Consider the following 19,665-nt stretch of genomic DNA (forward strand, 5'->3'; position numbering starts at 1 on the left):
TTCGAAGATACACGGTAGTTGGCGGTCAACCGACGAGTTCTGTGGCCGAATCGGAAAGCACGTGCGTCAATAACTGTCCGAACAGTTCGGCGTCGTCGATCAGCCAGTTGTGGTTGCCACGAACTTCGTGAACTTCGGGATCGACGAGGGCGGCACGAATCGCGTCGAAGCTTGCGCGTGGGATCACCTGATCGCCGACGCTCCACAGCATCGACACCGGCATCGCACGTTCTGCCATCGTTTCGAACAGTGCGATGAGATCGGCGTTCCTGGCCAGGTTCGCCGTGCGCCACAACGAACCGGCATTGCGGACCGCATTGGGAACTACCTCGTCCAACAGCAACTGCATAGGTCCACGGGCCGGGAAGGTCGCAATGGCTTCAGCTATCGCCGAGCCGCACCAATTCAACAGCGGTCGCTGACGGATCGGGTACTCGCGCCCGGACGAATGTGACCACGCACCACCACCGACCGAGTTCACCAACACCAGCTGGGAAACCAGGGTCGGGCGATCATGTGCCACCGCTGCCGCCACTCCACCACCGAACGAATGTCCCACGACGGTTACCGGACTGTTCACCCCGATCGCGTCGAGAAATCGACCCACCCACTTCGCGTAGCCGTCAAAAGTGCGATCGCTCGGCTCGAGTTCTGCGCTGCCGCCGAGTCCGGGAAGTGTGGGCGCGATCACGCGAAAACCCCTATTGAGCAGCGATGCAAGCGACGAACGATACGCACGCGGCGACAAGCCCCACCCATGCAGAAAAACAACCAACTCGCCGTCCCCGCCTGCCGCGAAGTCCACGCTTCGCGAGTCGACCACGGCTGTGTCCCATTCGATGGACGCATCGGGGTCGGCGGTGTTGACGGGCATGATCGGATCCAGTTTCTCGGTCGGAAAGTGCGGTTGGCACTCGGTCGACCTCGACACTGCCGTGCATCCGACGTCTGAGCGACGGCCGAACTACCTGGATCGGTACCTGGATTTGTACCTGCATTTCGGGCACTGCGGTGACGACCTGGTGTTTTGCAGTAGAAGCCCTCACGGCCGATCTATGGATCGCGCAGCGCCTTGCGATTCCTCTTCGTGTGCGTGAGAAACTGCCCACGCCGCGATCTGCGCCCGGGAATTGAATCCCAGTTTTGTCAGCACATGCTCCACGTGCCCCTGAGCGGTGCGCACCGAGATGAAGAGGCGCTCTGCAATAGCGCGGTTCGTGAGGCCCTGAGCCACGAGTTCCGCAACTTGCTGCTCGCGGCGTGTGAGTCGAATTGCCTCGCTCGACGATGCAGCCTGGGCACTGCGACGCTCGTCGAGTGCATACGCAACGGCTTCCATTTCGGACATCACAATCCCTCTGTGAAACTCCCTGTCGAAAGCACTCTCACCCAGAGCCTTTCGAACACTCTTCATCGCCTTGTCGCGGTGAGCCGACAACCTCGAGAGTCCGGAGAGCGGCCGCCCGATCTTCTGCCAGTACATCGCCGCGGCGCCAAGCAGAACCGCTGCATGCTTCCAATCACGTTGCGCTGCAGCAGTCCAGGCCAACGATTCAACACGCCAAGCGGCGTTCATCGAAGAATTGTCAGTTCGTAGACTACGTCTCGAATAGTCAGTCGCGTGCGCGAAATCATTCCGAAGCCACGCCACGAGCCCGAGAAACCCAAATGCCTGGCGCCGTACGAACCCTAGCTGCGCAGGACGCCCTCCCTAGGCGGGATGTACAGCCTTCCAGTGCTCAGCAATATCGATCCGACGCGTGATCCACACCTTCTCATGTGACTGCACGTGGTCGAGGAATCGCTCGAGGGCCGCAGCCCGGGCGGGGCGGCCGACTATGCGGCAGTGCAATCCGACCGACAGCATTTTCGGTGCCCCGGCGGTCCCCTCGGAGTACAGCACGTCGAAGGCGTCACGCAGATGCGCAAAAAACTGATCTCCACTGGGAAATCCGGCCGGAGAGGCGAACCGCATGTCATTGGTGTCGAGTGTGTACGGAACCACCAGATGCTTCACCGACTCCTCGCCTCGAGGCACGTTGACCCAATACGGCAGGTCGTCGGCGTACGAATCCGAGTCGTAGACAAATCCGCCATGCTCTACAACCAGCTCACGGGTGTTCGGTGAATCACGTCCGGTGTACCACCCGAGCGGGGCGGACCCCGTCAGATCTCGCAGGATGTCGACGGCTTCGGCCATATCCGCGCGCTCACGCTCGACGTCCGCCGACTGATACGACAACCACCGCAGTCCGTGGCACGCGATCTCATGTCCCAGTTCACCAAAAGCGCTGACCGCCTCAGGGTTACGTTGCATGGCACGCGCCACCGCAAAAATTGTCAGCGGGAGATTGCGTCGCTCGAAGATCCCGAGAACTCGCCACAATCCGGCGCGAGATCCGTACTCGTACAGCGATTCCATGCTCATGTGGCGGTTCGGAAACGCCTCTGCCGGAGTCATTTCCGACAGAAACGTCTCCGAGACGTCATCACCGTCGAGGACGTTACGCTCGCCGCCCTCTTCGTAGTTGAGCACGAACTGGACCGCGATCCGCGCGTCGCCGGGCCAATGTGGGTGGGGAGGATTCTTGCCGTACCCCACCATGTCACGCGGATAGTTGTTCATGGCAACAACTTTACCGTCATTGCCCGTCGAGCACAGCTCGAGCTGCCGGTGTCAGAGTTCCGAAAACACGCAGCCGAGCGAGCCCGCCGTCCGGGAAGACATCCAACCGTACATCGGTTACCGGGACGTCGCTCTCGATCAGGAAGCGATGACGCGTATCCGGCCGAAACGTGGTGCGCGGCAACAATTCGATCCATTCGCCGCTCGGCGTGCGTCCAGTTAGCGCGCCGGCGCCTGGAGCGTTGCCGAGGAAGTACGACGTGTCGATCTCGACAAAACTCAGCGAACCTTCGCCGGCGAGTTGCACTTGCACCCAATCATTTCCGTCGTCGCGGCGGCGCGCAGTCTCCCAGCCGTCACCCATCGATGCTGCGCGACCGGGGAACAGAATGTTCTGCGGTGAGCTGTAGAACATGTTGGAACAGTCGGTTACTCGTCCACCGTTCTCGAGTGCTGCAAGATCGAGCGGCCCGGCATCGAGGAACCGCGGATCCGGGCGCGCTTCACCGTGCACGCGGAAGCGGGCAACGCCGCCGTCCGGGTAGATGGTGAGCTTGACGTGGGTCCAGCGCTGATCCGAGCTCACGTCGAACGGATTCTCCGAGTCACCGGCGACCGCGGAGCGCTCGACAATCGTCTGCCACTGCGCCGAGAGCGCCAACTCTGCCGGATCCGGATACCCGTCGACACTGATCGCTTCCACCGAAATCTCGGGCGGGTAATTGCCCTTGAACCACGCTGTATCAACCACAACGCCGTGGACGACGCCCGGAACACCGAGTCGGACAATCGCTTCGTCGTGGCCGGCGACGCGACGTCGACGGGTTTCCCAACCGTCGTAGACCTGCCCTTTGTGGCCGAATGTCGCGGGTTGGTATCCCGCCTTACCCGGTCGGATCAACGCTTCACGCTCGGCAAATGCCTCGTCATTCGCCCAGATCACAGCGCCGCCAAGCGTCCGCAACGCCAAGTCCGGATAAGCGGTGAAATCAGTGGTTGTCATAGATTCAGTTCACTCCTGTGTTGACATTGGTTCGTCCCACCAAGCTTCGTAGCGAGGCTGTATCGGCAGAGGGCGCAAGAGCAAGAACGCCGGCCTCGGCAAAGGCACCCGCGTCCAGCCCGCGCAGGACAACGGCAGCCAATGCCTGCGCTGTTGCCGGCTCGTCCATCACACTCCCACCCTGACGATCGAGGTAGGCCTGAATTCGCGGCGCTGCGGCGGTCAAGGCTCCGCGGTAGAAGTTTGTCGTCGCGAGCCATCGCGTCACCAGATGCCCGGGATGCATGTCCCAGCCCTGGTAGTAGCCACGCTCGAGCGATCGCATGACAAGCCGATGATGCCGAGTGATGGCGTCGTGAATCATGTCCGGCGTTCCCACCGGGGCAATCTGCGTGGAACCGTCGCACACCCACACCCCGGTCTGAGCGGCGGCGGCGAGCATCACCGCCTTGGCATGATCTGCAACGGGATGCTCGAGCGATTGAAAGCGCGATGCGATTCCGCATGCGGCACTGTAATCGTAAGTACCGTAGTGCAATCCGGTCAGTCGACCCTCACTGCGATGAATAGCCGGCGCAACTGCGACGGTTCCGTCCGCAGCAATCACAGCCTGCGGGCTTTCGATCTGCAGCTCGAATCGCAGGGATCCCGTCGCCAACCCGTGGGCCTTCTCCAACTCCTCGCACAACAGCACCGTCGCGGTAACCTGCTCTACCGCACGAAGTTTGGGAACGGTGAATACAAATCCAGCTGGCACTCCACCGGCGGCGTCCAGAACCAATTCGAGAGTGCGAATGGATCGCCGACGCTCACTCGCCGGCATTCCTTTGAACCTGACGCCGCACCAACTCGGACCGTGTGGGTCCGCACTGATCGCTGCCAGGGTCCGACCTGCGTTCCGCGCGGCGGCATCCTCTTCCTGGTCCTCGCGTCGCCCGTATCCGTCTTCGAAATCGATCCGTAAGTCCTGGACGGGTGTGCGACCCAACAGAACACGGACATCGTCGAGTGCATTCTCGGTGTCGAGATCGGCAAGAACATCAACATGCGCATCAAGCAGTTCGATTGCCTGCTCACCCCACGACCTCGGAGTATCGACACCTGCGTCGGCAGCACTGACGTACACGGTGTGCACCGGTTGAATCTCGTCGCGGTTGCCGGGGTACTGGCTTGCGAGTCTCGAATCGACGGGGTCGAGCAACTGTGCCAATCTGTCGTGAACAGCTGTGGGAAGGCGAGGCTCGGTCATCGACCAATAGTCGCAGACTGTGGGTTAGCTCGCAGTTTCGTTCAGGTTACGTCGGCACGCTTATCCGTAACATCAACGCCGGAATACGCAGGTCAGCACTGTGCGGTGTTCGACGTCACAAGCTTGATTCTCGATTACCCACACCCGATCTGTCGTGGATGGCTCGAATACCCGGCCAGAGCGCTACCGTCGAAGATGTGTCTCGATCTCCGCTCCCCGTCCGCGTCGGCCTCAACCCCAGCCGCATCCGTCAACCCGACACGGGAACGTGGGAAACCACGCTCGACTATCTACTCGAGCGGTTCCCGCAGGACGCTGTGCGACTGCGGGAGAAAGTTGCCGCCCGCGAGGTTGTTGACGAGAAAGGCGTCGGAATTGACGAAAAAACCGCGTTTGCGCCTCGCCGCTTCGTCTATCTGTACCGCGACCCGCCAATCGAAGCACGAGTTCCTTTCGAGATCGACATCCTGTACCGCGACGACAACATCCTCGTTGTCGACAAGCCTCATTTTCTGGCCAGCACACCGCGCGGACGCTACATCGCGGAATCCGCTCTTGTCCGTCTTCGCCGAGACCTCGACCTCCCCGAGCTCAGTCCGGCGCATCGACTCGATCGCGTAACTGCCGGGCTGCTCCTCTTCACCGTGCACCAGCAGGCCAGGCGCGGCTACCAGACGATGTTCGCCGATCGCCTCGTCTCCAAGGAATACGAAGCAATCGCACGCTACGACGCCGACGTCGCGACGCCTACCGTCGTGCGAAGCCGCATCGTGAAGGAACGCGGAGTACTCAAAGCCCGCGAGATCGACGGCGATCCCAACAGCGAATCGCGTATCGAACTGATCGAAACTCACGGCGAGTTTGCGCGCTATCGACTGATTCCCCATACCGGCAAGACGCACCAACTCCGTCTGCACATGACATCGGTGGGACTACCCATCCACGGCGACAACTTCTACCCGGATTTTTACGACGTTGCTGCAGAAGACTATTCGAACCCACTCCGCCTGCTGTCCCGTGTGCTCGAGTTCGACGACCCCGTCAGCGGCGAAACCCGCCGATTCGAAAGCCGCCTGACGCTCGCATGGCCAACCTGAAAGCGCTCGCCCTTCCCTGCGCCATCGTTACCGACAAGGATGGACGCAGATACATCGCACCGCACAAGGAGATCAGATGAGCAAGACCGATGCAGTACCCGGAGCTGTCCAGGAAGTCGAGCGCAAGTACGAAGCACCTGCAGAGCAGGAAGTTCCGGCACTGGACAACCTGCCCGGGGTAGCCGGCGCACCGGTCCACGACTCGATCCAACTCTCCGCAACGTACTTCGACACCGCAGACTATCGGTTGCTCGCCGAGAAGATCACGCTGCGCAAACGTGAGGGTGGCGACGACGCCGGCTGGCATATGAAACTTCCTGGCGCCGGTGATGCCCGAACCGAAATCCAACTGCCGCCCGACGACGGAACTGTCGTACCCGAAGCATTGTCAACGCTGGTCCGAGCGATCATTCGTGGCAACGACCTGGTCCCCGTCGCCCTGATCATCACCGACCGCGAGCGCACCAGGCTCAACGACGCCGACGGCACGCTTCTCGCCGAAGTTGTTTCGGACACCGTAATTGCCTGCAAAGCAGACGGATCCGGAGAGTCCACGTGGCAAGAAGTCGAGGTCGAGCAAGGAGCGGGCGGGCAACCACTGGCCGATGCCATCGAAACCCTGCTGTTCGGCGCCGGCCTCGAGCGCTCGGAAAGCCCGTCCAAGCTGAAACGGGCGCTCGGCACCTCCGTGACACCGCACTCCGCACCCGAAGCCACCACCACGAAGTCACCCACCCCTCGGATACTGCTGCGCAACTACCTGATCGAACAGATCCGCGCACTCACCGACGCAGATCTCGGAACCCGTAGGCGCAGCGAGGAAGCCGTTCACGACTTTCGTGTCGCCGCGCGTCGGATTCGCAGCGCACTGCAGTCGTACGCCGGACAGTCACCGCGGACCGATGCACTTGTCGACGACCTACGGTGGTTGGGCGGCAAGTTCGGTGATGCCCGCGACGTCGAGGTGCAGTGGCAGCGACTGGTCGACCGCCTCGGCGAAATCGACATGCCCGAGCAGGAAGCCGTACGGGCCCGGATCGACGAATACTTCTCTGCCCGAGCAGAAACCGCCCAGGGAATTGCACTCGACACACTGAATTCCGAACGTTATCTGACCTTGCTCGAGAACCTCGACGCGTACGTCGTCGATCTGGAATTCGACGCGATCGGTCGACGCACCGACAAGAAGATCTCCTCCAAGGAACTGGCGAACACCCTGCAGCATCTCTCGCACAAGGTCGGCAAACGAGTCGACAAAGTCGCCGAAGCGACGTCACGCGCGGACCGCGACGAGAAAATCCATCGAGCGCGCAAGGGCGCCAAGCGGATGAAGTACGCGATCGAAGTGATGAAACCGTCGAACAAGCATCGCGCCAAACGAGCGCTCAAGCATTTCAACCACTTCCAGGATGTTCTCGGCGAGCACCAGGATTCCGTTGTCGCCGGTCACCATCTGCTGGAAATGGCGTCGGAGCACGAGCACACCTCACTCACCAGTTTCAGCTTGGGAATGGTGTACCGACGCGAACTCGACATCGCCGACGAGCAAGCCGCACTACTCGAGAAGACATGGAAGGAAGCAGCAAAATCATCAGCAACGCTGTGGCGATGAGACATCATCGGAACAGTTGACGGATCTCGAACCACCTGAGGGAGTAAGCATGGACACACTTGCCGGACACCAGGACATCGTTGTCGGCGTCGACGGTTCCGAGGCATCGATCGGTGCCGCGAAATGGGCCGCGGCCGTTGCTCAGGTGGTCAATGCACGGCTGATCCTGGCGCATGCGCTGCCTCAGGAAGGCCCGATCTACAGCCCCGCCGCCGTGATGTTGCAGTCGCAGTTCCTCAATCAGATCCGCGAGGACGGCGAAGCGATCATCGCGGCGGCGTCCAGCGCTGTGGCAGAGAAATTCCCTTCGCTGGATATCGAGTCCAACATCGCGCCAGGTCCTCCGACAACACATATCCTCGAATCGGCCGGCACAGCTCGGTTGATCGTCATGGGTTCCACCGGAGCCGGCGCGCTGCGCTCACGTCTACTCGGATCGACCGCCCTCAAGGTCGCCAACCATGCAACCTCCCCGGTCACCGTCTGGCGGGGAACCGTCGAAAACCCCGGGCCCGATCAGAGACCCGTCGTGGTCGGTATCGACGGAAGTCCGTTGAGCAAGAAGGCCGTCGAGCATGCCTTCTGGTTTGCCGACGAGTTCGAAGCACCCCTCATTGCGGTGCACACGTGGCAAGGTGCGTCCACCTTCCGTGAAGGTGGCGCCGGAATCCTCATCGACTGGGAAGCCGTCGAACAAGAGGAGTCCGCGTTGTTGGCCGAAAACCTTGCCGGAATGGCCGAGCAGTATCCCGACGTGCCGGTCACTCGTATCAGCGAACCCGGCGCGGCCGCCCCGGTCATGCTGAAATACGCCGACGACGCCCAACTTCTGGTCGTCGGCAGCCACGGCCGAAGCGCAATGGCCGGCGCAGTGATGGGATCGACGAGCCAGAACCTGCTGCACCATGCTCCGTGCCCGGTGATGGTCGCTCGCGCCTGACTGCTGTGCGCCTCTGTCAACCGCCCGCGGTTAACAAAGGCGCACAGCTCAATCGAGCCCGGTACCCACCAACTGGCCGACGCCGTACGTCACAGCCATCGCCAAGGCGCCGCCGAGAACCACCCGCAAGATCGCTCGGGTCTTACGGGCGCCGCCGAGCGTCGCGCTGATCGTGCCGGTCAACGCCAGCGCGACAAGCACCGCGAAAAACGCTATGGGAACCCGGGTTCCCGTTGGCGGCAAGAGAATCGCGATCAACGGAATGGCTGCACCAATGGTGAAGGACACCGCCGACGAGATTGCTGCGTGCCAGGGGTTCGTCAGATCGTTCGGATCAATCTTCAACTCGACTTCGACGTGCGCCGCGAATGCGTCGTGTGCGGTGAGTTCCTCGGCTACCTTGGTGGCGGTCTCGGTGCTCAAACCCTTTGCCTCGTAGTTCGAGACAAGTTCCGCGAACTCCTGCTCGGGCATTTCCAGCAGTTCTCGTTTCTCTTTCTTCAGCAGCGCACGCTCGGTATCGCGTTGCGCGCTGACAGAGACGTATTCACCGAGAGCCATCGACACCGCTCCGGCGACCAAGCCCGCAAAGCCTGCGGTGAAGATCGCGGAACGTTCGGTTGTCGCGGCTGCGACACCGATCACCAATCCCGCAGTGGACACGATGCCGTCGTTCGCTCCGAGAACCCCGGCGCGAAGCCAGTTCAAACGGTTGTTGAGGCTGGGGATCTGCGGTTCGGATCCGTCACTCGGCACTTCTCCGGCCACCTGCACGCTATCGGACATAACACTGAGATTAGGGTTCCGCTCCCGTCTGCGATAGCAATCTGAGCCTGTCCTACCCGCGCCAACCAAGCACTTGCTAGGTTGAATGCGAAGACCATCAACCGCGGAACCCGGGAGACAACCATGAATGCAGTGCGCACCGTTTTGATCAGCGGCGGAACCGGCGGTATCGGCTCTGCAATCGCCCGCACACTCGCCGCCCGCGGACACGACGTCGCCTTCACCTATCGCAGCAATGCGGATGCCGCCGAACAGCTGTGCACAGAAATCCGATCACTCGGAGTCCGCGCACTTTCCTACCCGATGGATCTCGATAGCGAATCGTCCATTGCCGCGGCGGCGCGGTCCGCGATCGACGACCTCGGATCATTGACAACTCTTGTGCACGCAGCGGGACCACACGTTCCGATGACCCACCTGTCGCGAGTCTCCCCCACCACGTTCGCCGAGCAGTTGAATCAAGAAGCCGCAGCATTCTTTACCCTTGTACACACAGTCTTACCGGCGCTGCGCGCATCGTCGGGATCCGTCGTGGCAGTCACCACAGCAGCAACCGACCGCTTCCCGGTCCGCGACGGGCTCTCGGCTGGCACCAAAGGCGCTGTGGAACAACTGGTCCGCGGCTTTGCCGCCGAAGAAGGGCGATACGGCGTTCGCTTCAACGCCGTCGGCCCCGGCATGCTGACCGACGGCATGGCCGAAAGACTCATCGCGTCAGCCGATCTCGATCCAGCCGCTCTCGACATCACCATGAGTCGAATTCCGCTGAAGCGATTCGGGTCCGCGACCGACATCGCCGAAGCCGTACATTTCCTAGCGAGCGATGCCGCCGGTTTCATCAGCGGCCAGAAACTCAACGTCGACGGCGGATACTCCGTCTGACGGGCTACCCGCCCAACTTACGAAACACCAAGCGCACGGCAAGTTCCAAGTGCGCCATCACCTGATCGCTGGTCATCCGGCCGGCGACCCACGACACGAGAGAAGACATCCAGACGTCGTTGATGACCTTCACCGCATCCATCTGCTGCTCGGAAATCTCCTCGACACCGATCGACTTCGCGAACATCTCCGTCACGACGTCACCCAGTGCGTTGAGTTCCGGGGTCGCCGACGCGTCCGCAAACATGTACGCGCGAACCAGCGCCTCGTAACGAGGATGATCGGTCTCGAGGATTTCCGTGTTCTTCCTCAACACGAACAGAATTCGATCCGACGGAGTTTCCCCCGGGATTTCGTAGTCGTGGAACCTGTCGCGCAGACCCTCGAACATCCATACCAACGCCACGACCAGCATGTGATTCTTCGACGGGAAGTACCGATACACCGTCCCGATCGCCACGCCGGCCCGCTCGGCAACCGACCTCATCTGGACCGCGTCGTACCCACCCTCGGACGCGGATTCCATTGCAGCGTCGACAATCCGATGGAAACGTGCTCGCTGTGACGGCGTCGTACGACGCCCGATCACCGAGCTTCGTTCCACCACAGACTGATCCAGCTTATCGCCACCTGCCATGCCCACAACCTTCTCCGACGCCGATTTCAGATTCCAATGTAGTCGCCTACCGGGGATCTCGACGCCCGACGGTAATCAGGAAGCGCGCCGGGGACGGGTGCCGCCGCGATACTGACGGTCGTCGTCGCCGTCACGTCGGACGGAACGTCGTCGATCGGGTTGACTGCTCCGGCGTGGTTCCGGCTGCGCCGGCCGCCTGCGTTCTTGCTGTGGGGATCGGCGCGCTTGCTCTCCGCGACGTTGCTGCTGCGGGCGTTCGCGCACTCGACCCTGCGGCGCCTTCTTCGGCTTCTTGGCTTCACCGAATCGAGGTTTGCCGAACACGAAGGGTACCCAGCCACGGCTTGCGCTTTCGAGCGACGCGACCGCCTCCGGCTCACGGAACGCAGCGTGCGCGATCAGCCCGAACATCAACAGTGTCGTGATCATCGACGTACCGCCGGCCGAAATGAGCGGCAGCTGCAACCCGGTGACGGGAATGAGCCCGACCACGTACGCGATGTTGATGAAGGCCTGCATCACGATCAACGTCGTCGCAGTTGCCGTCATGACCTTGAGGAAGGGATCTGTGGACCGCTTGGCGATCCTCAGCCCGACAACGAGAACAGCAGCAAAGAGCGCCACTACAATGAGCGCACCGATCAGGCCGAGTTCTTCCCCGATAACCGCGAAGATGAAGTCGTTGTGCGCCTGCGGAAGATAACTCCACTTCGCGTCGGACTGCCCGAGTCCACGACCGAAGATACCGCCGTTCGCCAACGCATATTTTGCCTGAGTGCTCTGAAAATTCAGTCCCTGCGGATCCAGATCCGGATTGAGATAGGCCTTGATTCGATCCGAGCGGTAGCCGGCAGTAAGCGCTAGGACAAGGAACGCCACCCCGGACCCCACGGTCAACATGACAAACGTTCGCAACCGGAACAGCCCGAACCACAGCACCGACATGAAGATGATGCCGATAGTGATCGTGGTGCCGAGGTCCTTCTCCAACACGACAAGAATCAGGACGAGAAGCGTCGTGCCACCGATGACCGGCAGAGCCCGGTTGACGTCGATACGTGCGTTGAGGAACGACGCCACCGTCGCTGCCGACCAAATTGCAAGGGCCAGCTTCGCAAGTTCCGACGGCTGGAATGAAATTCCAGCGACAACAAACCAGCTACGCGCACCCATTTGCTCCGAACCGATTCCCGGAATAAGGACCAGCACAAGCAGTATCAGGCAGAAGATCAGAAGCCAGGGCGAATATTTGCGCATCAGCTCGGTCGGAACTCGCACGACGGCCACAAACAGGACCAGACCGATGGCGGCAAACATGCACTGCGGCCAGAACCGCGCGTACGACGTACCGGACAGGACATACGATTCGACGCTCGACGACGAGAGCACCATCAGCAAACCGAAAGCCACGATCAGGACGACCAAGCCGACGATCATGTGGAAGTCGGACAACGGCCGACTGGTCCACGTCGTGGCGCGGGCGCGGAACTTCATGGACTCGCGGCCAGCTTTATCCGAGGAGCTGCGCGAGTTAGCTGATTCGCTGCTCCCACGACGCTTCCCTTTGCCATCGCTCCGATCGGTCACCACACCAGTATCGTCCCACGACTTCTAACTCGTGGGTAACACTGGTCTCACAGGCCACACCGTTATCACAGTGTGCTCTTACTTTTCCGGTTACCTCGTCGAGCTAGCGCATTCGGAATGACGACAAAGAGACACTCGAGCACGATTGCAACGACGGCGCCGACAACGATGCCCTGAGTCGCTAACTGCACTACGAGTTCCGGCCACACCCCGACAAGCGACCCGGTGAGCGCCGGCACTCCGAGTCCTGCCATCAGCGCGAGCGGGGCAATCAGATTGTGCGTCGAGTTACCACGATCACGAAACGCTGCCTGCGCCCCGGTAATGACGACCGTCGCGGCTGCGGGTAGGAAGAGTCCACCGATGACCGGCGCCGGCGTCGTGACCAGAACTGCCGCGACTTTGGGAAACATCGCGAGTGCGATCATCATCAACGCGGCAACACGGACCACAAATCTGCTTCCGATGCCGGTAATCCGAACGACACCAAGATTCTGGGCGTACGCGGTCGTACCGAACCCGCCGAACAGAGCCGACAACATCGAGCCTCCTGCCTCGCCCGCCACACCCGCGTTGATCTGTCGCTCCGTCAGAGGGAGTCGCGTCAGACGCGCTGTTGCTTCGTAGATCCCTATCGCCTCGACTACGGCCACGAAGAACACGATGCACATGGTCACGGTGATGCCGAGATCAAAGGTCAACGATCCGTACGGGAGTAGCGTCGGGAATCGAAGCCACGGTGCCGCCGACACACCGGAGAAGTCGAGACGCCCCAACGCGAACGCGAGGAGGTTTCCCACGACAAGTGCGATCAGAAAGCAGAATGAGCGAAATTTGCCGGTGAACATTCCGCCAAGAACGACAACAGCGGTGGTCACGGTAGCGATGAGAATCGTCGAGGGCGTAGCAAAGTTCTCGGTGCCCGGCATACCGAAGAATTCCTGGATAGTGAACCCGGCCAACGACAGCCCCACCAGCAGAATGATTGTCCCCGTGACAGCAGAACTCAATACTCTGCGAATCTTCCCGAGAACGCCTGTAGCAGCAGCCAACAGAACAATTGCGGCGCCGATCAACAAACCGGTACCCGCGGCAGCGAGGGAACCCGCCTTCGCATATGCGATCGCCAACGGAGAGAAAGCCGACGACGGCCCCTCCACCACAGGTAGTTTGACCAGCTTCGTGGTCTGCAGGAGCGTTGCAACTCCAGCCGCCAGGAGCGTCGCCGTCAGGAGATTGGTGGACAGGGCAGCTCCGAGACCTGCTGCACTACCGATGAACAGCGGATCGAGCCAGACGTTCGAGACGAGCAACTGCTGCGCGCCTAAAGCGACCTTCCTTGGCAAGGGAATCGATTGTTCGGTATCGATCGTGAGATTCTGATCGGCACCCTCGACTGACAGGTTGCCGTCCGTACTTTCATGTGACAAAGACATGGGTGATCTCGATTCGAGTCAGGTTTCGTGTGGAGGACTGAAAAGTGAAGGAAAAGCTGTCGTTTCAGAGAAGCGACTGCATCCGGCGTGCATGAGTGTCGTGCGTTCGTAGAACGCCGGCCACAGCCGAATCGCACAATTGCCCACCGTCGACCAGGACCTTGCCTGCGACGACCGTCGTACCTGCTCGCGCAGGTCCACACCGAAGCCAGGCTTCGACGGGATCTGTCAGCGCACCCGCCAAAGCCAACGGCTCTGCTTCCCACACAACAAGATCCGCGCAGGCGCCGACGCGCAAGTGGCCGATCTCGTCATCCCACCCCAGGCAGGTGGCACTACCGCGCGTTGCCATGTCCAGGACATCGCGCGCAGTCATCGAGGCCGGCCCATTCCTGAACCGACCGAGCAACAACGCAGTTCGCGATTCGAGCCACATCGACCCGTGATCAGTGGATGCCGATCCATCACATCCGAGTCCGACCGGCATACCGATACCGCGCAACAACGACGCATCGGCACTGCCACCACCGATCATCATGTTGGAACTGGGGCACTGGACCGCGCTGACTCCGGCTGCAGCCAGACGAAGCTGCTCGGATGAACTCGGATAGATGAAATGCGCCACCCACGTACGTGATCCGGCCCATCCTGTTCGTTCGAGATATTCGACCGGAGTACACCCGTATGTCTGAAGGCAATACGCATGCTCGTCCATGTCCTCGGCGAGATGACTATGCAGCCGGACGTCGTACGCCTCGGCCAGTTCTGCGCTCTCACGCATCAGTTCTTCTGTCACCGAAAATGGTGAGCAGGGAGCTAGAGCTACGCGAGTCAGCGCACCTGGATTGGGATCGTGATACTTCTCGATCAGTCTCACGCTGTCGGCGAGAATCGTATCTTTGTCCTGAACAACAGATTTCGGAGGAAGTCCGCCGTCCACAGTAGAGCGGGTCATCGAACCTCGCGTTGCAAGGAACCTGAATCCGAGTTGGGTGGCCGCCTGAATTTGTGCGTCGATCAACTCTGGTCTCGGATGGACATACATGTGATCCATCGACGTCGTGCAGCCTCCCAGGAGAAGCTCCGCCATCGCCACATAAGTCGACGCGTGTACTGCTTCCGGTTCGAGTTTCGACCAGATGGGATACAGAGTTGTCAGCCACTCGAACAGAGTGCCGTTCACCGCAGGCGCGAAGGACCTCGTGAGGTTCTGATACATGTGGTGGTGTGCGTTGACCAAGCCTGGTGTGACCAAACGTCCTGCGGCATTTATCTTCCGATCTGCGCTGGGCTCGGCTCCAGTAGTACCGAAGGAATGAACGCGTCCATCCACGACCGCCAACCAGCCGTCTGCCAGTTCGGTATTGCGGTCAATGTACAGATACGCGTGAGTGATCAGAAGATCTACATGAATGTGTGGCGACATCGATTCGCACCGCTCTTCTCTCGGGACGTAGACAGGGCGCAACGAACCGCGCAACAGTTGCGCGGGCCGTCACCCTGTTCCTGCGGCTGCGAACCACAGGATCGTCACCGCGTCAGAACCTGAGCGGGCGGGTCGGCCGCAGATCAGCGTCTGCGACTACACACAGTTTCCAGATCGAATTGGTCGACGGCATTGCTCTCGTGTAAATCCGGCGTTACTCCTTCACCTACGCAGAAAACCCTGATGCGACACTTGGGGTGCGACACCAAAGAGCCCCGCCCGACTCGCGTCGGACGGGGCTCTCGGTGTGCGCTGGAACGCTACTTCGCGCCCATCCATGCCTGATCGAACAGCATGATGCCGGTTGCAGTCGGAACCACACCGTGCACGTTCTTCTGCCAAGCCCAGAAAGAAGCCAATCCACCGACCGGTGCCGACGGAACCGTCTCGTTCCACAGGGTCTGAATCTTGCTGATCACGGCAAGCGCCGACGCGTTGTCCTTCGCCTGCTGCAGATCCGCGATCAACTGATCCATAGCGGGATTGGCGTAACCCGCAGTGTTCGACTTCGAGGTGCTGTTGGTAGTCGAGTAGAGACCGAGATCGGGAATCGACTCGTACAGACCGATACCGGCGTGAGCGAGGTCGAAATCGTTCTTGACGTAGACGTTCTGAACGATGTCGCCGGCATTGTTCGCAAGAATCAGGTTCACCTCGAACCCGACGGCCTGAAGCAGAGACTGCACAGCCAAACCGATCGCATGGTCCTTCGGCTCGCTGAGCACGATGTAGTTGAGCGTGCCGTTGTATCCGTCGGCCTTGGCTTGGCTCAGAAGTTCCTTGGCCTTGGCGGGGTCGTACGCGATACCCGGGGTGTCGACGTGCCACTGTGACGTCGTTCCGAACAGCTCCGAACCCGGAAGCCCTTCACCGTTCTCCGCGCGCTGATCGATCAGCTCTGGATCCAGTGCGTAACCGATAGCCTGGCGGACGCGAACATCCGAACCCGGCCGGCCCTCGCGGTTGTTGATGATCTCAGCACTGCCGGCATTGAGGACATCGATGTAACCGGGGTAGCCAGCGGACTTGGCGGAGTTGATCGCCGACGTCAGACCGCGAATGTAAGCAACGTCCAGCTGACCACTGTTCAGCGATTCGAGATTGGCCTGCGGGCCGTTCAGCGCAACCATGCGAAGCTGCTCGAGCTTGGGAGCACCACCGTAGTAGGCGGGGTTGGCCTTGAAGATTCGTTCGACGCTCGGGCTGAACACGCCTTCGGTGAACGGTCCGGCGCCAACGGCGGTGAACTTGTCACCCTGTTGTGAGCTGGGGGCGACGATCATTCCATGGCCGAGTGCCAGCATCGAGGGAAAACGCATCCACGGCGTGTTCAGGTTGAATACAACGGTAGCCGCGTCCGAGGCTTCCATCGAGGTGACCGATGCGACCCACAGCTCTGCGCCGTTGCCCTTACCTGCGTTGTACCGGTCGATGCTCGCGATGACAGCGTTGGCGTCGAGTGCGGTTCCGTCGCTGAACTTCACGCCGTCGCGCAGCTTCAGGGTCCAGGTCTTGCCGTCGTCGTTGGTTTCGAGTGACTTGGCCAACTTCGGTTCGAATTCACCGGTCGCCGTGTCGTAGCTCACCAGAACGTCGTACACCGCGGCCAGGGCTTCGCCGCCGGAACCGCCGCGTGCTGCAACCTTGGTCGGGTCCAGCGACGACGCGAGGACCTGGACACCGTACGTCAGCGTGCCGCCTGCAACCGGCGTGCCCGCATCGCCTTGTTCATTGATCATTCCGGTGACGATCGACGCCGATCCGGTGTCACCGTCGGTAGTGCCGCCGTCGTCGTTGTTGCTTGCACAGCCGGCGAGCAGAATGCCGGCTCCGAACAATGCAACCGCTGTGCGGCTGAATTTCCCGACGCGTCGGGACCTCGAGTGAGTCACGTCGACCATCACTTCCTTCTTGCGCAGAGAAGGAGGTCCGGACTTCGCGAAGAATGCCGAACCACCCGCGGCCCTGGAATGGGCGCTGCGGCTAATAGTGATGCTCGACAAGTAGTGACGCACGGCACGTTCCCGCTGACCGGTACCAAATTCGACGTAATCCGACCGACCAGTTGAAGAATCGGAACGGGCAATAGAAAAAGCTCCAGCTTCATCGTTTCGAGAAACGAGAATCTGGAGCTCAATGTATCGAGTTGTGGTGGCCAGGGCCGGGATCGAACCGGCGACCTTCCGCTTTTCAGGCGGACGCTCGTACCAACTGAGCTACCTGGCCGGACGGCACCCGAACCGAATGCCTATCGCACTGCATTGTTCTCAACCGATTGACTGAGAACAATGCTTTGCGACCCTGACGGGACTCGAACCCGCGACCTCCGCCGTGACAGGGCGGCGCGCTAACCAACTGCGCCACAGGGCCTTGCTTTTTCCTTGCTGTGAAACCGTACTACATCTTCTCGCTGCTCCCAAACCACTGTCCTAGCTGGGCATTTCTGCAACTCAAAGCGTGTCGTGCGGGTCAAACCATACTGCATCGTTTCGCTTTCGCAAAACGTACCCCCTACGGGATTCGAACCCGCGCTACCGCCTTGAAAGGGCGGCGTCCTAGGCCGCTAGACGAAGGGGGCGCGCCGGATCACTCCGAGCAAGTACCCCCTCCGGCATTCCGTTGGGAGCTTGGATAGCTTAGGACACACCACGGGAAAAACTCAAATCGCCAGGTCAGCGAGTAAAAATGACCCTATTCCCGCAGGTAGGACTCGACCGTGGCCCAACCTTCGCGATGAAAATTCTCGATCCAATCCGAGCTGGCCATCCCTTCGAGGACTACTTCGAGCGCTTCCTCGAACCAGAGCGCAAGGTCACCACTCTGCGACGTCAGATCCGCCATGTAGCGCTGACCGGCAAGGCTTGCGGCCAAGACACGCGTGAACTTCTCAGGCTCGACGCCTTCACGCAACAAACCTTCGGCCTTCGCTCGCGTCGCGAACTCGAATGCCGAGCGTCCCCATACCTGACCGGCACCCGACTTCACGTCGGCATAGAACTCCGGCTCGATAATCAGCCTGAACTCAGCCTGCACGATCACGTTGGTTCGAAACAGCGTGGCAATGTCGAGCACGAGGCCATGAAGAAGCTGAAACGGATCAAGGTCCGTCCGTTTCAACCACTGATCGGTGACGTCCGTGAACATCTCCATCGCAGCGGTCAAGATCGCTCTTGCCAGCTCTTCTTTCGATTGAAAATGGAAGTACATCGCGCCTTTGGTGGCACGGGAGCCTTCAAGGATCGTATTCACCGACGCTGCGGCGTAACCGCGCTTGGCGAACTCGATTGCAGCCGCTTCGACCAGGGCGGCGCGGGTACGCCGCGCACGCTCTTGTTGACGTGCCATATGCGGTGTTATGCCTCTCGCCGAGTCGATATCCCAAAGGTGCCGCCTGCGACACCCACAATCCCCCGGAAGCTCACAATATCCCCTCCGGATTCGCCACGTAAGCCTTACCGCGACACCCACCAAAAGTACTAGTGGTGTCATTCGATCAGATGACACCGAAAAAGCAAGCACACCCCCGGAACACACCGGGTGGTATCGTTCTGGCCGCTCGGGTGCGGCACAGGGGGTGCGCATCCGAGCTTCTCTGTTTCGAGCCCATGTTCGAACCGATGCCGAAGCACCCACAACACCGAGACTTCGCTATCAAGCCTAAGAAGATTAAACAACCACAGTTACTATTTGGTCACAATATGTGGACTAAAATTAGACATTGACCGGTCAACTACACAGTTAGGTTGCCTAATATTCATGGGCGACCGAGGAGCGGCAATGACCCAGCACGAGATCGACGCTCTAGCGGAGGACCTCGGCGTTTTCGCACGACGCCTGTATAGCGAACGGATTGGGCCCCACCTCAGTGCCACCCACGTCCATGCTCTCGGACATCTCGACCGCCACGGACCCATGGCGGCCAAATCCCTCGCGCAACTCGAGCGCGTCACGCCTCAATCGATCGCCAAAACGGTTGCAACGCTCCAAGCTCGGGGCCTGGTAACCCGGCGATCCGATCCATCCGACGGCCGCGCGCACCTCATCGATCTGACCGACGCCGGCGCGTCCGCACTCCACGATGATCGACGTCTGAGGAATCGATGGCTTACCGAAGCGATCCACGCCGAGTGCACCGACGCCGAACGTGATCTCCTTTGGATCGCCGGCAGAATCCTGCGACGCGTCGGAAACTCACCTCTCGCACCGCCTGACACGCTTCCATAGCGCTCAGACAGGCTCGGCCACAGCAGCTCTCCGAGGCAATCGCACGTTTGTGAATCTGTCATCAGGATCCCGGAATCACCCATTTGACGGGGGCGGTGTT

General features: G+C 60.6%; 17 protein-coding genes and 3 tRNA genes. 5 read left to right on the forward strand and 15 right to left on the reverse strand.

Annotated elements, in window-relative coordinates; translation table 11 throughout:
• Nucleotides 1-25: 25 nt before the first annotated feature.
• The 5 genes from R4P64_RS09890 to R4P64_RS09910 form a co-directional block, all read right to left on the reverse strand.
• Nucleotides 26-874: an alpha/beta fold hydrolase gene (locus tag R4P64_RS09890; RefSeq protein ID WP_317820593.1), complete on the reverse strand. Its 849-nt coding sequence runs from the start codon at nt 872-874 to the stop codon at nt 26-28.
• A gap of 168 nt (nt 875-1,042) precedes the next feature.
• Nucleotides 1,043-1,576 carry a helix-turn-helix transcriptional regulator gene (locus R4P64_RS09895; RefSeq protein ID WP_317820595.1) on the reverse strand — a complete coding sequence of 178 codons (534 nt, stop codon included), beginning with the start codon at nt 1,574-1,576 and terminating at the stop codon, nt 1,043-1,045.
• A gap of 135 nt (nt 1,577-1,711) precedes the next feature.
• Entirely contained in the window at nt 1,712-2,626 is a 915-nt protein-coding gene (puuE, locus tag R4P64_RS09900; RefSeq protein ID WP_317820597.1) for an allantoinase PuuE, read from the reverse strand.
• 16 nt (nt 2,627-2,642) lie between these two features.
• On the reverse strand, nt 2,643-3,629 hold the full coding sequence (gene alc / locus R4P64_RS09905; protein WP_317820599.1) for an allantoicase: 987 nt from the start codon (nt 3,627-3,629) through the stop codon (nt 2,643-2,645).
• Between the two features lie 4 nt (nt 3,630-3,633).
• The gene (locus tag R4P64_RS09910; protein WP_317820601.1) at nt 3,634-4,878 is read right to left on the reverse strand and encodes a DUF6986 family protein; all 1,245 of its coding nucleotides are present in this window, start codon (nt 4,876-4,878) and stop codon (nt 3,634-3,636) included.
• Between the two features lie 197 nt (nt 4,879-5,075).
• On the opposite strand from R4P64_RS09910, the gene R4P64_RS09915 reads away from it, so the two are divergent.
• The 3 genes from R4P64_RS09915 to R4P64_RS09925 all read left to right on the forward strand — a co-directional run bounded on the left by R4P64_RS09915 (nt 5,076) and on the right by R4P64_RS09925 (nt 8,527).
• The gene (locus R4P64_RS09915) at nt 5,076-5,975 is read left to right on the forward strand and encodes a pseudouridine synthase (RefSeq protein WP_317820603.1); all 900 of its coding nucleotides are present in this window, start codon (nt 5,076-5,078) and stop codon (nt 5,973-5,975) included.
• Between the two features lie 76 nt (nt 5,976-6,051).
• Nucleotides 6,052-7,587, forward strand: a complete 1,536-nt coding sequence (locus R4P64_RS09920) for a CYTH and CHAD domain-containing protein (protein WP_045068866.1) — start codon at nt 6,052-6,054, stop codon at nt 7,585-7,587.
• Nucleotides 7,588-7,636: 49 nt separating this feature from the next.
• Nucleotides 7,637-8,527, forward strand: coding sequence for a universal stress protein (locus tag R4P64_RS09925; RefSeq protein WP_045068863.1), 891 nt, complete (start codon nt 7,637-7,639; stop codon nt 8,525-8,527).
• Between the two features lie 48 nt (nt 8,528-8,575).
• On the opposite strand, the gene R4P64_RS09930 is transcribed toward R4P64_RS09925, so the two are convergent.
• Nucleotides 8,576-9,313 carry a VIT family protein gene (locus R4P64_RS09930; RefSeq protein ID WP_051730461.1) on the reverse strand — a complete coding sequence of 246 codons (738 nt, stop codon included), beginning with the start codon at nt 9,311-9,313 and terminating at the stop codon, nt 8,576-8,578.
• A 123-nt stretch (nt 9,314-9,436) separates the two neighbouring features.
• Between R4P64_RS09930 and R4P64_RS09935 the strand changes: the two genes are divergently transcribed.
• Complete coding sequence (locus R4P64_RS09935) at nt 9,437-10,195, forward strand: SDR family NAD(P)-dependent oxidoreductase (protein ID WP_141486462.1); 759 nt, start codon at nt 9,437-9,439, stop codon at nt 10,193-10,195.
• 4 nt (nt 10,196-10,199) lie between these two features.
• Here the strand turns inward: R4P64_RS09935 and R4P64_RS09940 are convergent, their stop codons facing one another.
• The 9 genes from R4P64_RS09940 to R4P64_RS09980 form a co-directional block, all read right to left on the reverse strand.
• On the reverse strand, nt 10,200-10,832 hold the full coding sequence (locus R4P64_RS09940) for a TetR family transcriptional regulator (protein ID WP_033233996.1): 633 nt from the start codon (nt 10,830-10,832) through the stop codon (nt 10,200-10,202).
• 75 nt (nt 10,833-10,907) lie between these two features.
• Nucleotides 10,908-12,326: a putative lipid II flippase FtsW gene (gene ftsW / locus R4P64_RS09945; protein ID WP_033233995.1), complete on the reverse strand. Its 1,419-nt coding sequence runs from the start codon at nt 12,324-12,326 to the stop codon at nt 10,908-10,910.
• Nucleotides 12,327-12,484: 158 nt separating this feature from the next.
• Complete coding sequence (locus R4P64_RS09950) at nt 12,485-13,855, reverse strand: uracil-xanthine permease family protein (RefSeq protein ID WP_287160554.1); 1,371 nt, start codon at nt 13,853-13,855, stop codon at nt 12,485-12,487.
• A gap of 64 nt (nt 13,856-13,919) precedes the next feature.
• On the reverse strand, nt 13,920-15,281 hold the full coding sequence (locus R4P64_RS09955) for an 8-oxoguanine deaminase (protein ID WP_317820608.1): 1,362 nt from the start codon (nt 15,279-15,281) through the stop codon (nt 13,920-13,922).
• A gap of 320 nt (nt 15,282-15,601) precedes the next feature.
• Nucleotides 15,602-17,356 carry an ABC transporter substrate-binding protein gene (locus R4P64_RS09960; RefSeq protein ID WP_317820609.1) on the reverse strand — a complete coding sequence of 585 codons (1,755 nt, stop codon included), beginning with the start codon at nt 17,354-17,356 and terminating at the stop codon, nt 15,602-15,604.
• Between the two features lie 134 nt (nt 17,357-17,490).
• Nucleotides 17,491-17,567: transfer RNA gene (locus R4P64_RS09965), tRNA-Phe, on the reverse strand.
• A gap of 70 nt (nt 17,568-17,637) precedes the next feature.
• Nucleotides 17,638-17,711 (reverse strand) — tRNA-Asp (locus R4P64_RS09970).
• Between the two features lie 135 nt (nt 17,712-17,846).
• Nucleotides 17,847-17,919, reverse strand: a tRNA-Glu gene (locus R4P64_RS09975).
• A gap of 113 nt (nt 17,920-18,032) precedes the next feature.
• On the reverse strand, nt 18,033-18,686 hold the full coding sequence (locus R4P64_RS09980; RefSeq protein ID WP_033233992.1) for a TetR/AcrR family transcriptional regulator: 654 nt from the start codon (nt 18,684-18,686) through the stop codon (nt 18,033-18,035).
• A gap of 432 nt (nt 18,687-19,118) precedes the next feature.
• Here R4P64_RS09980 and R4P64_RS09985 point away from each other — a divergent pair, with 432 nt between their 5' ends.
• Nucleotides 19,119-19,565 carry a MarR family winged helix-turn-helix transcriptional regulator gene (locus tag R4P64_RS09985; RefSeq protein ID WP_317820610.1) on the forward strand — a complete coding sequence of 149 codons (447 nt, stop codon included), beginning with the start codon at nt 19,119-19,121 and terminating at the stop codon, nt 19,563-19,565.
• The last annotated feature ends 100 nt before the right edge of the window (nt 19,566-19,665 follow it).

This window comes from Rhodococcus sp. IEGM 1366, assembly GCF_033142425.1.
GTDB classification, from domain to species: Bacteria; Actinomycetota; Actinomycetes; order Mycobacteriales; family Mycobacteriaceae; genus Rhodococcus_F; species Rhodococcus_F globerula.

Coding starts and splice junctions, on each gene's coding strand:
- R4P64_RS09890 (WP_317820593.1), bottom strand. CDS start 874: ATGCCCGTCAACACCGCCGACCCCGATGCGTCCATCGAATGGGACACA.
- R4P64_RS09895 (WP_317820595.1), bottom strand. CDS start 1,576: ATGAACGCCGCTTGGCGTGTTGAATCGTTGGCCTGGACTGCTGCAGCG.
- puuE (WP_317820597.1), bottom strand. CDS start 2,626: ATGAACAACTATCCGCGTGACATGGTGGGGTACGGCAAGAATCCTCCC.
- alc (WP_317820599.1), bottom strand. CDS start 3,629: ATGACAACCACTGATTTCACCGCTTATCCGGACTTGGCGTTGCGGACG.
- R4P64_RS09910 (WP_317820601.1), bottom strand. CDS start 4,878: ATGACCGAGCCTCGCCTTCCCACAGCTGTTCACGACAGATTGGCACAG.
- R4P64_RS09920 (WP_045068866.1), top strand. CDS start 6,052: ATGAGCAAGACCGATGCAGTACCCGGAGCTGTCCAGGAAGTCGAGCGC.
- R4P64_RS09925 (WP_045068863.1), top strand. CDS start 7,637: ATGGACACACTTGCCGGACACCAGGACATCGTTGTCGGCGTCGACGGT.
- R4P64_RS09930 (WP_051730461.1), bottom strand. CDS start 9,313: ATGTCCGATAGCGTGCAGGTGGCCGGAGAAGTGCCGAGTGACGGATCC.
- R4P64_RS09935 (WP_141486462.1), top strand. CDS start 9,437: ATGAATGCAGTGCGCACCGTTTTGATCAGCGGCGGAACCGGCGGTATC.
- R4P64_RS09940 (WP_033233996.1), bottom strand. CDS start 10,832: ATGGCAGGTGGCGATAAGCTGGATCAGTCTGTGGTGGAACGAAGCTCG.
- ftsW (WP_033233995.1), bottom strand. CDS start 12,326: ATGAAGTTCCGCGCCCGCGCCACGACGTGGACCAGTCGGCCGTTGTCC.
- R4P64_RS09950 (WP_287160554.1), bottom strand. CDS start 13,855: ATGTCTTTGTCACATGAAAGTACGGACGGCAACCTGTCAGTCGAGGGT.
- R4P64_RS09955 (WP_317820608.1), bottom strand. CDS start 15,281: ATGTCGCCACACATTCATGTAGATCTTCTGATCACTCACGCGTATCTG.
- R4P64_RS09980 (WP_033233992.1), bottom strand. CDS start 18,686: ATGGCACGTCAACAAGAGCGTGCGCGGCGTACCCGCGCCGCCCTGGTC.
- R4P64_RS09985 (WP_317820610.1), top strand. CDS start 19,119: ATGACCCAGCACGAGATCGACGCTCTAGCGGAGGACCTCGGCGTTTTC.